This window comes from Tenacibaculum agarivorans (assembly GCF_001936575.1).
Lineage (GTDB): Bacteria > Bacteroidota > Bacteroidia > Flavobacteriales > Flavobacteriaceae > Polaribacter > Polaribacter agarivorans.
Genome location: NZ_MSMP01000020.1, coordinates 23,513 through 37,451, shown reverse-complemented (window position 1 = coordinate 37,451; position 13,939 = coordinate 23,513). Strand labels below are relative to the sequence as shown.

At 30.0% G+C, this 13,939-nt stretch carries 14 protein-coding genes; 7 read left to right on the top strand and 7 right to left on the bottom strand.

Translation table 11 applies throughout. The features are described 5' to 3' along the window. The first annotated feature begins 32 nt into the window (after positions 1–32). Positions 33–614, top strand: a complete 582-nt coding sequence (locus tag BVC87_RS15080; protein ID WP_075343277.1) for a hypothetical protein — start codon at positions 33–35, stop codon at positions 612–614. A 300-nt stretch (positions 615–914) separates the two neighbouring features. Continuing rightward, a complete protein-coding gene (locus BVC87_RS15075) occupies positions 915–1,145 on the top strand; it encodes a hypothetical protein (RefSeq protein ID WP_075343225.1) in 231 nt (76 codons plus the stop codon). A 33-nt stretch (positions 1,146–1,178) separates the two neighbouring features. On the opposite strand, the gene BVC87_RS15070 is transcribed toward BVC87_RS15075, so the two are convergent. Further along, the gene (locus BVC87_RS15070) at positions 1,179–2,015 is read right to left on the bottom strand and encodes a sterol desaturase family protein (RefSeq protein ID WP_075343224.1); all 837 of its coding nucleotides are present in this window, start codon (positions 2,013–2,015) and stop codon (positions 1,179–1,181) included. Positions 2,016–2,091: 76 nt separating this feature from the next. Beyond that, a complete protein-coding gene (locus BVC87_RS15065; protein ID WP_075343223.1) occupies positions 2,092–2,592 on the bottom strand; it encodes a YkgJ family cysteine cluster protein in 501 nt (166 codons plus the stop codon). Between the two features lie 95 nt (positions 2,593–2,687). Between BVC87_RS15065 and argS the strand changes: the two genes are divergently transcribed. The 3 genes from argS (at position 2,688) to BVC87_RS15050 (ending at position 6,759) form a co-directional block, all read left to right on the top strand. Continuing rightward, entirely contained in the window at positions 2,688–4,460 is a 1,773-nt protein-coding gene (gene argS, locus BVC87_RS15060; protein WP_075343222.1) for an arginine--tRNA ligase, read from the top strand. Positions 4,461–4,570: 110 nt separating this feature from the next. After that, positions 4,571–5,959: a dihydrolipoyl dehydrogenase gene (gene lpdA / locus BVC87_RS15055; RefSeq protein ID WP_075343221.1), complete on the top strand. Its 1,389-nt coding sequence runs from the start codon at positions 4,571–4,573 to the stop codon at positions 5,957–5,959. A 197-nt stretch (positions 5,960–6,156) separates the two neighbouring features. Beyond that, on the top strand, positions 6,157–6,759 hold the full coding sequence (locus BVC87_RS15050; protein ID WP_075343220.1) for a hypothetical protein: 603 nt from the start codon (positions 6,157–6,159) through the stop codon (positions 6,757–6,759). A 155-nt stretch (positions 6,760–6,914) separates the two neighbouring features. Here the strand turns inward: BVC87_RS15050 and BVC87_RS15045 are convergent, their stop codons facing one another. Next, entirely contained in the window at positions 6,915–7,112 is a 198-nt protein-coding gene (locus tag BVC87_RS15045; RefSeq protein WP_075343219.1) for a hypothetical protein, read from the bottom strand. A gap of 126 nt (positions 7,113–7,238) precedes the next feature. Beyond that, the gene (locus BVC87_RS15040; RefSeq protein ID WP_234974680.1) at positions 7,239–8,081 is read right to left on the bottom strand and encodes a DUF5694 domain-containing protein; all 843 of its coding nucleotides are present in this window, start codon (positions 8,079–8,081) and stop codon (positions 7,239–7,241) included. Positions 8,082–8,587: 506 nt separating this feature from the next. On the opposite strand from BVC87_RS15040, the gene BVC87_RS15035 reads away from it, so the two are divergent. Beyond that, the gene (locus BVC87_RS15035; RefSeq protein ID WP_159439366.1) at positions 8,588–9,334 is read left to right on the top strand and encodes a sensor histidine kinase; all 747 of its coding nucleotides are present in this window, start codon (positions 8,588–8,590) and stop codon (positions 9,332–9,334) included. A gap of 5 nt (positions 9,335–9,339) precedes the next feature. After that, positions 9,340–10,047 carry a LytR/AlgR family response regulator transcription factor gene (locus BVC87_RS15030; RefSeq protein WP_075343217.1) on the top strand — a complete coding sequence of 236 codons (708 nt, stop codon included), beginning with the start codon at positions 9,340–9,342 and terminating at the stop codon, positions 10,045–10,047. Between the two features lie 47 nt (positions 10,048–10,094). Here BVC87_RS15030 and BVC87_RS15025 read toward each other — a convergent pair whose 3' ends face one another. The 3 genes from BVC87_RS15025 to pbpC form a co-directional block, all read right to left on the bottom strand. After that, positions 10,095–10,292: a hypothetical protein gene (locus BVC87_RS15025; protein ID WP_075343216.1), complete on the bottom strand. Its 198-nt coding sequence runs from the start codon at positions 10,290–10,292 to the stop codon at positions 10,095–10,097. A 161-nt stretch (positions 10,293–10,453) separates the two neighbouring features. Beyond that, entirely contained in the window at positions 10,454–11,056 is a 603-nt protein-coding gene (locus tag BVC87_RS15020; RefSeq protein ID WP_075343215.1) for an outer membrane beta-barrel protein, read from the bottom strand. A gap of 506 nt (positions 11,057–11,562) precedes the next feature. Further along, complete coding sequence (gene pbpC / locus BVC87_RS15015; RefSeq protein ID WP_075343214.1) at positions 11,563–13,923, bottom strand: penicillin-binding protein 1C; 2,361 nt, start codon at positions 13,921–13,923, stop codon at positions 11,563–11,565. Positions 13,924–13,939: the final 16 nt, after the last annotated feature.

Here is a 13,939-nt window from a genome sequence, read left to right as displayed (position 1 = left end):
TATTTCTGTAAATGTACACAAACCATACCAATATGAGTATTGATTTTTTAATTTCTGTACTACAAGATATTGAAAACCCTAAAAAAGTAAATCGAAATAAAGCCGCAATTATTGTATTAGAACAGCCTTATTTAATAGAGTATCTTGTAGATTTAACATTTAAAGTTGACGATAAAATATCAATCAAAGCGGCTTGGATTTTAGAATGGATTTGTACGCATTATGATATTATATATCTATCGCCTTACATGGATAAATTTACCAAAGGTTTACCAGACTTAACCATAGACGGCGCTTTGCGTTGCTGCGCTAAAATATGCGAAAACTTGGCTTTTATCTATACTTCTAAAGAAGATACTATTGCTAAACAATGGATTACCAATGTACATATTGATGCTATTATTGAAACAGGGTTTGACTGGTTAATTACAGATCAAAAAATTGCAGTAAAAGCCTATACAATGACTACTTTGTTTCTTTTTGGACAATATAGAGATTGGGTGCATCCTGAATTGGAACACGTTATTGCTACAAGTGTAATTCATGAAAGTAAAGGTTGCAAAGCTAGAGGAAAGAAAATTTTAGATTTGATTGCGAAAAATAAAAAGGTATAATTATTTCTAAGTTTTTAATCAAAATTTGGGAAATAAAAACTTAAAATTATCAAAATATACAATCCAAAGTTCAAACAAAAAATACTATAAAAAAACAAAAATTAGAACTGAAGTAATAGATTTTCAATAACCTAAAAATTCAATTATTTATTCTCACTGGGTAACCTTTTACGCTAAAATATCTCCTTAACATAAAAACAATTGTTTAAAGGGTCGGCCACCCTATATGTTTAACATCACAAAATGTGATCGCGGAAACCGAAAAGCGTATGAGTAGGGATAATCTATAACTTAAAAATTATGTTGAAAGATATTTTAAATCAAAAAGGAGTAAAAAAACTAGAAAAAAATAAGTTAACCACAATCAACGGAGGGACCCAAGAATATTTATGTTGGGGTGAAGGTAATCATATGTTTGTATCAGATACCGATTTATCTGGAAGCGTTGTACATTGTGCACCTATAGCTGTAGTAACACCAAAAGAAGAGGAAAAAGGATATTTATATCCAGCTGACGGTATTAGAAAATAATAAAAAACGCGCCCTTTGTGGCGCGTTTTTGTTTTATAATTCTTCCAAATTTGTGGGTTTTCGGTATCCTTGAAAAGGCTGCTTTAACAGTTCTACTAAATCTGAATTTTTAACCTCATCAGGAAATGTATCTACTCCATACACTATTTTTTCTCGATCCAGTTCCATGTAAGTACCTAATAAACGATCCCAAATAGAAAAAATATTTCCATAATTAGAATCAGTATATGGTAATAAGTTATGATGGTGTACTTTATGCATGTCTGGAGATACAATTACATAACTCAATAGTTTGTCTAATTTTTTTGGCATTTTAAAATTAGCATGATTAAACTGAGACAACACTACCGAAAGTGATTGATATAGCATGATAATATAAAAGGGTGTTCCTACTAAGAAAACTCCCATCAAGGTAAATATGAAGCGAATAACACTTTCTATAGGATGATGTCTATTAGCTGTAGTTGTATCTACTTTGTGATCAGAATGATGTACCAGATGCACCATCCATAATGGTTTTATTTTATGCTCTGTAAAGTGAGCAAGGTAGGCTCCAAAAAAGTCTAAAAACAAAATACCCAGTAAAAAATAAGCCCATAGTGGCATTTCTGGTAACCAATTAATCAATCCAAAATTATTCTCTTCTACCCAAAATGCGGTTTGTAGCAGTAAAAAAGCTAAAATAAAGTTGATAATTACAGTAGTTCCTGTAAAAAATAGGTTTGGCCATGCGTGTTTCCATTTGTTATATTTAAACTTAAATAAAGGAACACCACTTTCCACTAACCAGAAAAAAGCGATTCCACCTACTAATATCATACTCCTATGTAGTGTAGGCATATTTTCAAAATAATTCTTTACGACCTCCATAATAAATTTACCTTTAATTTTTTAACGACAAGTTACTAAAAAAAGGATCCTTAAAAATTTACCGAGGTTAATAAAATTATGAAATTGGTAATTTTTGTTTTAACTTTTCTACAATTCTATATGTAGCAGGACAAATTTCTGTGTTTTTAATAGTCAAATTGGTTAACTGTATAAACTTTTTGCGATTGGTATGTGGATATTCAGCACATGCTTTCGGACGAACATCATAAATAAAACATGTATTATCATTTAAATCTAAAAAAGGGCATGGAGAAGTTTTCAACACATGAAAATCATCCTCATCAATACGTAAATACTGCGCTACAAAATCAGCTACTTTCATCTTTAGATGCTTAGCAATACGTTCAATGTCTTTATAAGTAAACATTGGACTAGTAGTTTTACAGCAGTTTCCGCAAGTTAAACAATCAGTACGTTCAAACTCTTCCTCATGTAAATCCTGCATTAATAGGTCTAAACGTTTAGGTGTACGCTTTTTTAACTTTTGAAAATACTTCTTATTTTCTTGTAGTTTTTCCTGCGCTAATTCTTTAAGATTCGGTAAGTCTTTATCCATATTGCAAAACTACAGTAATATAGCCAATAAACGAATTACATAAACCAATAAAATTATGTAATTTTGTTGGCGATTTAAACGAATTTACTCAATCAATGAACATACAATCGTTATTAGAAGCGAACGTTAAGGAAGGGTTTAAAAAACTATATGATACTGAAATTCCATCTGTAGAGTTTCAAGCCACTCGAAAAGACTTTGAAGGTGACATTACTGTGGTTATTTTTCCACTACTTCGATATAAAAAAGGAAATCCTGTACAAATTGGTGAAGAATTAGGGAATTACTTGGTTGAAAATATTCAAGAAGTTTCAAAATTCAATGTAGTTAAAGGATTTTTAAACCTAGTTATTGATGATAGTTTTTACATCAACTTCTTTACCAGCATTGCAACTAATGAGCAGTATGGTTATGTAACTTCTGATTCGGATGCAAGAATGGTTGAATATTCTTCTCCAAATACCAACAAGCCTTTACACTTAGGTCATGTTCGTAATGTTTTATTAGGATATTCCGTTTCTGAAATCTTAAAAGCAGCTGGTCATAAAGTATATAAAACACAAATTATTAACGATCGTGGAATCCACATTTGTAAATCAATGTTGGCTTGGAAGCGTTTCGGTAATGGAGAAACTCCAGATTCTACTGGCTTAAAAGGAGACAAACTGGTTGGTAATTACTATGTAAGGTTCGATAAAGAATACAAAAAGGAAATTGGCGACATGGTCGCAGCAGGGCTATCTGCAGAAGATGCTAAAAAGCAAGCTCCAATATTTATTGAAGCACAAGAAATGTTACGTAAGTGGGAATCTGGAGATCCTGAAACTGTTGAACTTTGGAAGAAAATGAACGGTTGGGTATATGATGGATTTGATGTAACGTACAAAAACATTGGAGTAGATTTCGATAAACTATATTACGAAAGTGATACCTATTTATTAGGAAAAGATATTATTGAGCAAGGATTAAAAGATGGTGTATTCTTTAGAAAAGAAGATGGTTCTGTTTGGTGTGATTTAACTGAAGATGGTTTAGATGAAAAGTTAGTCTTGCGTTCTGATGGTACTGCAGTATATATGACCCAAGATATTGGAACGGCTATTCAAAGAGCTAAAGACTTTACAGACTTAAATGGAATGGTATACACTGTAGGTAACGAACAAGATTATCACTTTAAAGTATTGTTCTTAATCTTAAAGAAGTTAGGTTACAACTGGTCAGAGCAGTTATATCACTTAAGTTATGGGATGGTAGATTTACCTTCTGGAAAAATGAAATCACGTGAAGGAACGGTTGTAGATGCTGATGATTTAATGGATGAAATGACCAATACAGCTCGTGAAATTTCTCAAGAACTAGGAAAATTAGAAGGATATTCTAATGAAGAAAAGGAAGTATTGTACAATATCATTGGGTTAGGTGCTTTAAAATATTTCATTTTAAAAGTTGATCCTAAAAAGAGAATTTTGTTTGACCCTCAAGCTTCTGTAGATTTCCAAGGAAATTCTGGACCATTTATTCAAATGGCTTACGCTAGAGTGCAATCAATATTGAGAAAAACTACATTTGATTATTCTACAACTATTTCAGGTATTGACTTGCATGAAAAAGAAAAGGAATTAATCAAGCAATTAGAATTATATCCAGAAGTAATTCAACAGGCTGCTAAAAATTATTCACCTGCAGTTGTTGCTAATTATACATATGATTTAGTAAAAGAATTCAATTCTTTTTACCAAAATGTTTCCATTTTAGGTGAAGAAAATGAAAATAAAAAAATATTTAGAGTTCAACTATCAAAGAAAGTAGCTGATACTATTAAATCTGCATTCCGTTTATTAGGGATTAATGTTCCTGAAAGAATGTAATTGATGTATCGACAGGTAAAGCTATAAAACTTTGTAACTTTGCTACTGTAAAGTTTTTGTGGCTTTAAAACATAGAAATAAAAACAACTAAAAATAAAACACTGTAAAATATGAAATACGACGTAATAGTAATAGGAACAGGACCTGGAGGTTATGTTGCCGCTATTAGAGCATCTCAACTAGGTTTTAAAACAGCTGTAGTAGAAAAGGAAAGTTTAGGTGGTATTTGCTTAAACTGGGGATGTATTCCTACAAAAGCTTTATTAAAATCTGCTCAAGTATATGACTATTTAAAGCATGTAGATCAATATGGACTAAAGGCTGAAGCTATTGATAAAGATTTTGAAGCTGTAGTTAAGCGTAGTCGTGGTGTTGCAGAAGGAATGAGCAAAGGTGTTCAGTTCTTAATGAAGAAAAACAAGATTGATGTAATTGAAGGATACGGAAAAATTAAGCCTGGTAAAAAGATAGATGTTACTGCTGAAGATGGAAAGGTAACAGAATATGAAGCAGATCATATTATTATTGCTACCGGAGCGCGTTCTCGTGTATTACCAAGCTTACCTCAAGACGGTAATAAAGTAATTGGATATCGTGAAGCAATGAGTTTACCTTCTCAACCAAAATCTATGATTGTTGTAGGTTCTGGAGCAATTGGAGTTGAGTTTGCTCATTTTTATAACTCAATGGGTACTGAAGTAACTATTGTAGAGTATATGCCTAACATTGTTCCTGTAGAAGATAAGGATGTTTCTAAACAAATGGAACGTTCTTTCAAAAAAGCAGGTATTAAAGTAATGACTAACTCTTCTGTAGAATCAGTTGATACTTCTGGAGATGGAGTTAAAGCAACTGTAAAAACTAAAAAAGGAGAACAAGTTTTAGAAGCGGATATTGTTTTATCTGCTGTAGGTATTAAAACCAATATTGAAAACATTGGTTTAGAAGATGTTGGTATTGTTACTGATAGAGATAAGATTTTAGTTAACGATTGGTACCAAACTAATATTCCAGGATATTATGCCATTGGAGATGTTACTCCTGGTCCTGCCCTAGCCCATGTTGCTTCTGCTGAAGGAATTACATGTGTAGAAAAAATTGCAGGATTACATACTGAAGCTATTGACTATGGAAACATTCCTGGGTGTACATATGCTACTCCAGAAATAGCTTCTGTTGGTTTAACTGAAGAAAAGGCTAAAGAAGCTGGATACGATATCAAAGTAGGGAAATTCCCATTCACTGCATCTGGTAAAGCAAAAGCTGCTGGAACTCCTGAAGGTTTTGTAAAAGTTATTTTTGATGCTAAGTATGGTGAATGGCTAGGTTGCCATATGATTGGAGCTGGCGTTACTGATATGATTGCTGAAGCTGTTTTAGGTAGAAAATTAGAAACTACTGGTCATGAAGTATTAAAAGCAATTCACCCTCACCCAACGATGAGTGAAGCAGTTATGGAAGCTGTAGCTGATGCTTATGATGAAGTAATTCACTTATAAAAAAACTCACATACATATAAGAAGCCATCAATTTTTTGATGGCTTTTTTTTGTAATCAATTCAGAATAAATACGATATAAAACTTGTTATTGCTATATAATTGTTAAAGTTCTACAACTCAAGTAAAATCCCTGTTTTTGGTATTATTCTTGGTAAGTTTTAGATCTAATTATTAAATAAATTTAAAACTAAAAATTATGAAAAAAACTTTACTGAGTTTATTGCTTTTATGCGGTGCTATGAGCGTATCATTTGGACAAGAAAAAGAAAAAAGAAAAGAGGTAAGCATCAACTTCTCTTCTCTTAACTCCTTTGGATTTACCTACAAAACAGGAACTTCAACAAACTTATGGCGCTTTAGTACTCTTGCTCTGAATTTAGGTAATTCCAAAACAGAAACTAATGGAGCAACTCAAGGAGATAATGAAAACTTTAATATAGGTGCACAAGTGAGTGTTGGTAAAGAATTTAGAAAAGGTATTACTAAGAACCTTGAATTCCGTTATGGTTTTGATGTTGCTTTTGCTTATAGTAAATCAAAAATCACTAATGATGACGGCATTACTTTTTCTGAGTCTAAAAGAACGTATTATACGCCTTCTTTAGCAGGTGTTATAGGGGTTAATTATGTTTTCAATGATAATTTAGCCTTTGGTGTAGAATTATTACCAAGATTTAGCTATACAACAGGAAACTCTACTAACACTAGAGATACTGATGTAGTTAATGGAGATATTTCAATATACAATTTTGGTTTAGGTAATGGTGGGGCTCAGCTATCATTATCCTACAGATTCTAATTACTTTTACATGAAATACTATTTTAAGAAAAAAGTTATAATGAAAAGAAACCTCGCAAATTGCGAGGTTTCTTTTTGAAATTACCTAATATTTTAATTTAAATACTTAAAATAGACTATCCTAAAATCATATTAGATAAATTCACATTGTATTTCTAATTGAAAATACAACGTTTAACGCCACCAAAGCTGTATCTACATGAGATATCACCAGGACCTAAAAATGGGTGACTTCCGTAACAATCTGTATGTCTATTACAAATTCTACCTCCTGGATTATCGAAACCTCCATGAATTTCTTTTTGTTGATTTTTTGTTAATGACTTTCCAAAATTTTGAATGTTTTTTACCATTTTTTAGTTGTTTATGTATTGATTTTCTTCAATTAAAGTAATTAAATTCTCAACAGGCAATTCATCAAAAGAGGACAAACATCATTATTATGTTGCTCAAATAATTCTACTTTGTGGATTTCTGTATTATTTAAGATAATCGAAAGTATTGATCATTTTATATTTAGGGCTTCTACTTATAAAATCTCTAAAAAATGCAGTATGACTAGCTCCCATTAGAATGAATACTCTATCGTCTTCATTCAATTCTATTCTATTCAAGTTAGAGTACATTCTTAAATTCCTCTGGTAATATTTGGCAGCTTCATCTGCTCCTTCAAATCCTTTCTCACTACCAACATGCGTTAACATATCTGCATTTACTGTAATTAAAAAGTCTAAGTATAATTTATGATTAGTTAATTTTAATTGATCTAATAAACTCAATTTATCCATATCTACCTCAACAGTTGTATGATAAGGAACGGGGTTTTTATAGTATTCATCATGTAATTTTGCATCAATTGTATTCTTTATTTCCTCACCTATTAAATAATTATAACTCATTTTATGATCTATACCATAGATTCTTTTTGTTCCTGATAATCTACCTAATTCATAAGCTAATAGTTCTACCTCATCAGGATTTTTAAATTTTGTTTTTGGGTTGTTTACATAGCTATTATATAATGTTTGAAGTTTTGTGTTGTATGAAGGTACTGTTTCTACAAGTATAACAGTAGGCTTAAACTTAGCTAACATAGCTGCTATTTTATGTACAGCTTTTTGATTTTTTGTATCATGTTCATCAAACTCTGTTGTATTGGCATCAGAAGTTGCTCCCATATGAAATGTTCCAAAGTTTAATATTTCTATTTTCTTCTTCTTACTTTCTAGTTCGTCTAAATTTTTATCCAAATTTAATTGTTGTCCATAAGATAGCGCTCCAAAAAATAATTGACTGATAAGTATTGTTTTTATTAATTTCATGACCTAGATTTTTATGTTTTACACTTCAAAACTATCCAGATCACCCTTCTGCTGGTTCTAAATTATATGAAACTCCACTTTTACCCTACAACTGTAAGAAATCTTTATATGATCTATTTTGTTGTGTAGTTTCACCTGTTTGTCCTAAGAAAGTAAGAACAAGTACTGAAGCTTGAGTACTTGTTTACATTAATAATTACATTTGAAACATGGAAATAAAAAATAACATCAAGTTTCATTTATGCTTAGGATTTATTCTTGTCTTTATGAATATTTTCAGGAGATATGTAACTATGGGACATGACCAATTCGTTAAAAAATTTACCGTTTTCGGTGTCATTTTAACTATAACTTATTTTATTACATTTTTTTCTGTGTATGCACTGAATATTAAATTTATATGCCCTAAAACTTTACGTAATAAGAACCTGATATACTTCATTATAGGACTACTCTCTTTGTTTTTTATTTTTCCTGCAATTCGTTATTTTTTAGAAGAAATTATCATGTATAGTATTACTGGAGTTCATAACTATGCTCCAGAAAGTAGGACCTTTTGGTTTTATATTTTTGATAATTCTTATTATAGTCTTAAAGTTATTCTCCTCAGTACATTTATCTACCTCCTTTTTCTCTTTTTAGAAAATAAAAGTAAAATCTTACTCTTAGAAGTAGAACAACAAAAAGCAGAACTTGGAGCATTAAAAAACCAACTTGAACCACATTTTTTATTTAATACCCTAAATGTATTTTATTCTGAATTAGCAGAAAAACAACCAGAAACGGCAAAAGGAATTCATAAACTCTCTGAACTATTACGATACTTAACTTATGAAGCTAAAAAAGATTATATGCCTTTAGAAAGAGAATTAAAATTTATTAAAGACTATATCTTTTTCTACGAAAAGCGGTTTGAAAATAATCTATTTATTCATTTTACTATTGAGGGAAAAGTGAATGACTATAAAATTCCTTCCTTAATGCTTATCCACTTTGTAGAAAATATTTTTAAACATGGAATTGTTAATGAAGCTAACTCTCCTGCTCATATTCATATTGACATTTCAGATGAGCATTTAACTTTGAATGCAAAAAATAAGATTGCACATGTAAAGAACTATAGTACTCAAGGAATTGGTAAAGAGAATTTAAAAAAACGTTTATCGCTACTATTTGATAATAATTATATTTTTGAAGTAAATCAAAATGATTTTGAATACAATACGTATTTACAAATTCCTTTAAAAAAGTGAGTGTTATGAAAAAATTAAAATGTTTACTTGTTGATGATGAAGCACCTGCAATTCGTTTGTTAGAATCTTATGTAAAAAAAGTTCCTTTCATAGAATTAATAGGTAGTACAACTAATCCAATAGAAGCTTTAGCAGTTATAGAAAAAGAAGAACTTGATGTTATTTTTTTAGATATTCAAATGCCAACTATTACTGGCATCCAATTATCTAAAATTATAAAAGATAAAATACAAGTTATCTTTACTACGGCCTATCCTCAATTTGCTTTGGAAAGTTATGAACTTAATGCGGTAGACTATTTATTAAAACCTTTTGATTTTGAACGTTTTTATAGTGCTGTTTTAAAAGTAAAACCTAAAGAAATTCAAAATATTCAAACCGATACTAATGAATTTATTTTTGTAAAAACAGATGGAAAAAATAACTTTATAAAAGTATATACTAAAGACATTATTTATATTGAAAGCTTGAAAAACTATGTTTCCATTCATCTAGAAAACGATGAAATTATAACGTATAATACATTAAAACATTTTCAAAATGAGTTATCGAAAAAGAAGTTTATTAAAATTCATAAGTCATACATTGTAGCATTACCACATATACTTAAAACAGATTCTTTGACTGTATATCTATCTAATTCTAAGAACTTACCTATAGGAGATACGTATAAAAAAGATTTTTTTGAGACTATTAATAAATTTATGGTTTAAAAAACAAAACCCCGCTAAAAGCGAGGTTGTAAAAAAGTGATTAATTCTTAATTGAACGTGCATACTCTTTCAAATCCAAACCCAAGTATATTCTCTCTACAAGAAACATCTCCAGGACCTAAAAAAGCATAAGCATCCCAACAATCTCTGTTTGATCTACATGGTATAGTACCGAAACCTCCTTTAACTTTCTTTTGCTGATTTTTACTTAATTCATTTCCTAAATTTTGAATGTTTTCTAACATGATAATAGTTTTTTAAGATTAATTATTCGGTATCAAAATAAGATACTTATCGCTAAAATTAAAAATATCAAAAGTAAAAGTCAAAAATCATTGATTTTAATTCAATAAAATACAATTTAAATTAAATATAAATCAATAAAAATAAGTTTTCAGTAAAAAACCTAAAACTTATATAAAACTCCAAGGTTTATATTAGAGAAGTCTAAATTAATATCAAAAGTATTAAAAGCGTTTGCTCCATCTTGCTCTGATTTAGAGTTTGTGTAAGACAACATGCCTATTGAAGTTGTTAATGCGAATTTCTTAGATATAAAATAATTTAATCCTGGAGCTATTTCAAAACCATAAGAGTTGATACTTGGTTGTTCTACTCCACTACTCTCATTACTAGTTCTTCTGTAAAAAATATTTGCTCCTGCTGTAAATGAAAATCTATTGTTTGGTGTAAAAAAATACTTTCCTCCTATTTCTATACCAAAAGTACTAGTTTCACTATTTCCAAAGTTTCCAAAATTTTCATTTGTTCCAACTGTTAATCCCAATTCTAATGCAATATGCTCGGATACAAAATAACCTAATGAAGGGCTCACACTTAATACTGTTGATTCAGAACTTGTATTGGACTCACTAAAATTCCTATAATTCAAAGTTCCGGAGATATAAATATCTTTCTCTGCAAAACCTTTTTCAGTTTCTTTCTCTTGAGCCGTAATTGTAAATACACTTAATACTAGAACACTAAATAAGAATAGTTTTTTTTTCATTTCAGATGTTGAATTTAAGCTAACGAATTTATCAAATTACCTCTATTAATACGGCTGATCTTATTTTTTTAACGTAATAATCCTAAAAAATTAAATAAAATAGTATTTCGGCATCATTCTTGTTAACATATTTTAACAGAAAAACTATTACTATGCAATTATCAATTACTAATTCATTAAGTTTTGATGGGGAGATTGTTATAAAGAATTAAGAAAAAAGATTAAGAAACTAAAGACCGAAACATATAAGTTTCGGTTTTTTTATGCTATTTAACGTGAGTTCGATGTAATTTTACCTTGAATCCCTTGTAAATAAAGAAGTCTTTGCAAAGCAGTGAAACGGATGAAGCAATCTTTGTCTTATAAATGATATTTTCGTTATTAAATTAATAGATCACTTCTTCACTTCACTGAGTTTCATTCATCGTAAACACGTTATCGACTGATTTACATATTTAAAAATATATTCTTGAATCGAACTCACGTTATTTAAGATTAATAATTACTTAATATATCTCAATATATCTTTTTAGCTCGTTTCCTAAATCATCTATTACAGTAATTATATGATTACCCTGTACAGGAACTACAGGTAATTCATGATAATCTTCTGTAATACCTATATACTGATCATCTAAATACCAATAAATTTTTGCTGTAGCATTACTATGGGTTAGCTTTAAAATAATAGGTTGCGTATTTCCATCACTATCTTTAGTTAAAGACAATCTAGACTTTAGTTTTGTTGGGTATACAAAATCAATTTTATTATTTTCAATAGTTGAGCATCCTAACTTCATATCTGGTAATTTCTTATAATTAGGATTCTTTTGTTTATAATAAAAAGCCATTAAGGGAGGTAATACAAACCAGGGTTTTGTTACCATGTTACTAATAGATTCACATCCTGTATTAACTCTAAAAGTCTCTGTTTCATCTAATAAAACTTCTTTATGATACGGACATGATTTTGCTCTAACTCCATTTTTAGATACTCTTTTTGTAGTAGATCTGCAAATAGGTAATGCTATACAGCCACTCTCTATACAAATCTCTTGTTCTATTAAATCTTCATAAGGCTCTAAAAACCAATCCGATTTTGGTAAAATATCAAAAACTTTAAATAATAATGGTGCTGCACTTCCTACTCCTGTTAAATCTGCCCTACCTTCTCCATCTGAATTTCCTACCCAAACCCCAACAACATAATCTTTTGTTGTTCCTATGGCCCAAGCATCTTTATTTCCAAAACTAGTTCCTGTTTTCCATGCTATTTTCTGTGAAGAATCATAATACTTCCATGCTTGATCACTTAATGGTCTATTTACTTCTGTTAGCGTATTTAACGTTAAATAGGCTGATCCTGCATCTATATAATTTGGATTTGCCTCTGTATTTCCATAATTGACTTGTATATCATTTATATATATAGGTTCTATAAATTCATTACTATAGTATTGATACTTTAACTCTTCAAAATGAGTAACTGTACCCGCATATCCTGCAAATAATTTACACAAATCCCACAAACTAGCTTCTGCACCACCTAAAATTAATGATAGACCATAATAGTCTGCAGATTTATTAATATGTTTAATTTTATATCTTTTTAAAATTTCATTAAACTTTTCTAATCCGTAACTTCTCAGCATACGTACAGCAGGAATATTGAGTGAACGTGTTAATGCTTCATTAGCTGGTACCGCTCCATCAAAAGATAAATCAAAGTTTTTAGGTGTGTATCCAGCTATTTCAGTTGGTATGTCTGCTATTAATTGTGCGGGTAATAAATCTCCTGATTGTAGCATATGGGCATACAAAAAAGGCTTTAGAGTACTTCCTGTACTTCTTGGAGATATTATATTATTCACATCCTTTTGATGCTTAACATCTGTTGGAGCATTACCTACATAGCTTAATACTTTTCTTGTTTTTACATCTAAAACAAGAACTGATAAATTATATACTTCATTCTGCTTCATTAATTCATAATGATGCTTTGCAAGATTATTTACTTGTTTTTGTAGTAAAATATCTATTGAACTATGTACTTTTTCTCCATTATGTTTCTTTTTTACTTCATGCACAAAATGAGAAGCTACTTGAGGTAATCTATAAGGTTTATGCGGTAATTCTTCTTCGATAGCTAATCCATACGTTAAGCTATCAATAATACGTTTAGAATATAATTTATGTAACAATCCATTTCTTTTCCGCTTTAACTTTTCCTGATTTTTTCCTGGATAAATTAAAGATGGTGCATTAGGCAGTACAGCTAATGTTGCACTTTCTGCCCATGATAATTGAGAAGGTTGTAAACCGTAATATCTCCATGCAGCCATTTCTAAACCTACCACATTACCTCCAAATGGAGCATGAGAAGCATACAGGTTTAAAATTTTTTCTTTGGTATGTCTAAACTCTAATCGTGTGGCTAGGAATAGTTCTTTTATTTTCTCTACATAAGATCTTTTTCTATTTTTTCTAGACAATCGAATTACTTGTTGTGTTATAGTACTTCCTCCTCTAACTACTCTTTTAGCTTTACTGTTTTCTACCAGAGCTTTACCAATTGATACTGGATTAAACCCAAAATGTTTGTAAAAGTATGCGTCTTCAAACTGTATAATACATTGTTGAAATTTATAAGGAACAGAATCTAATTCTGGAAATCTCCATTGACCATCATTGGCAATAGTAGCTCCCAATAATTCTTCATTACTAGATACTACCACAGTAGATGTTGGAGTTTTAAATAATTCTTTAGGAAGTGAAAAATAATATATAATCAACAGTATGATAACTACAATAGATTTCTTCTTGTGTTTTTTTAAAAAATTAAAGCAAGTTTTTAAATACGATCTCATAGCTATTATTAAGAAA

What these genes read in the sequence shown, in the direction of transcription:
- BVC87_RS15080 (WP_075343277.1), top strand. Translation starts at nt 33, where the DNA reads ATGAGTATTGATTTTTTAATTTCTGTACTACAAGATATTGAAAACCCT.
- BVC87_RS15075 (WP_075343225.1), top strand. Translation starts at nt 915, where the DNA reads ATGTTGAAAGATATTTTAAATCAAAAAGGAGTAAAAAAACTAGAAAAA.
- BVC87_RS15070 (WP_075343224.1), bottom strand. Translation starts at nt 2,015, where the DNA reads ATGGAGGTCGTAAAGAATTATTTTGAAAATATGCCTACACTACATAGG.
- BVC87_RS15065 (WP_075343223.1), bottom strand. Translation starts at nt 2,592, where the DNA reads ATGGATAAAGACTTACCGAATCTTAAAGAATTAGCGCAGGAAAAACTA.
- argS (WP_075343222.1), top strand. Translation starts at nt 2,688, where the DNA reads ATGAACATACAATCGTTATTAGAAGCGAACGTTAAGGAAGGGTTTAAA.
- lpdA (WP_075343221.1), top strand. Translation starts at nt 4,571, where the DNA reads ATGAAATACGACGTAATAGTAATAGGAACAGGACCTGGAGGTTATGTT.
- BVC87_RS15050 (WP_075343220.1), top strand. Translation starts at nt 6,157, where the DNA reads ATGAAAAAAACTTTACTGAGTTTATTGCTTTTATGCGGTGCTATGAGC.
- BVC87_RS15045 (WP_075343219.1), bottom strand. Translation starts at nt 7,112, where the DNA reads ATGGTAAAAAACATTCAAAATTTTGGAAAGTCATTAACAAAAAATCAA.
- BVC87_RS15040 (WP_234974680.1), bottom strand. Translation starts at nt 8,081, where the DNA reads ATGAAATTAATAAAAACAATACTTATCAGTCAATTATTTTTTGGAGCG.
- BVC87_RS15035 (WP_159439366.1), top strand. Translation starts at nt 8,588, where the DNA reads ATGTATAGTATTACTGGAGTTCATAACTATGCTCCAGAAAGTAGGACC.
- BVC87_RS15030 (WP_075343217.1), top strand. Translation starts at nt 9,340, where the DNA reads ATGAAAAAATTAAAATGTTTACTTGTTGATGATGAAGCACCTGCAATT.
- BVC87_RS15025 (WP_075343216.1), bottom strand. Translation starts at nt 10,292, where the DNA reads ATGTTAGAAAACATTCAAAATTTAGGAAATGAATTAAGTAAAAATCAG.
- BVC87_RS15020 (WP_075343215.1), bottom strand. Translation starts at nt 11,056, where the DNA reads ATGAAAAAAAAACTATTCTTATTTAGTGTTCTAGTATTAAGTGTATTT.
- pbpC (WP_075343214.1), bottom strand. Translation starts at nt 13,923, where the DNA reads ATGAGATCGTATTTAAAAACTTGCTTTAATTTTTTAAAAAAACACAAG.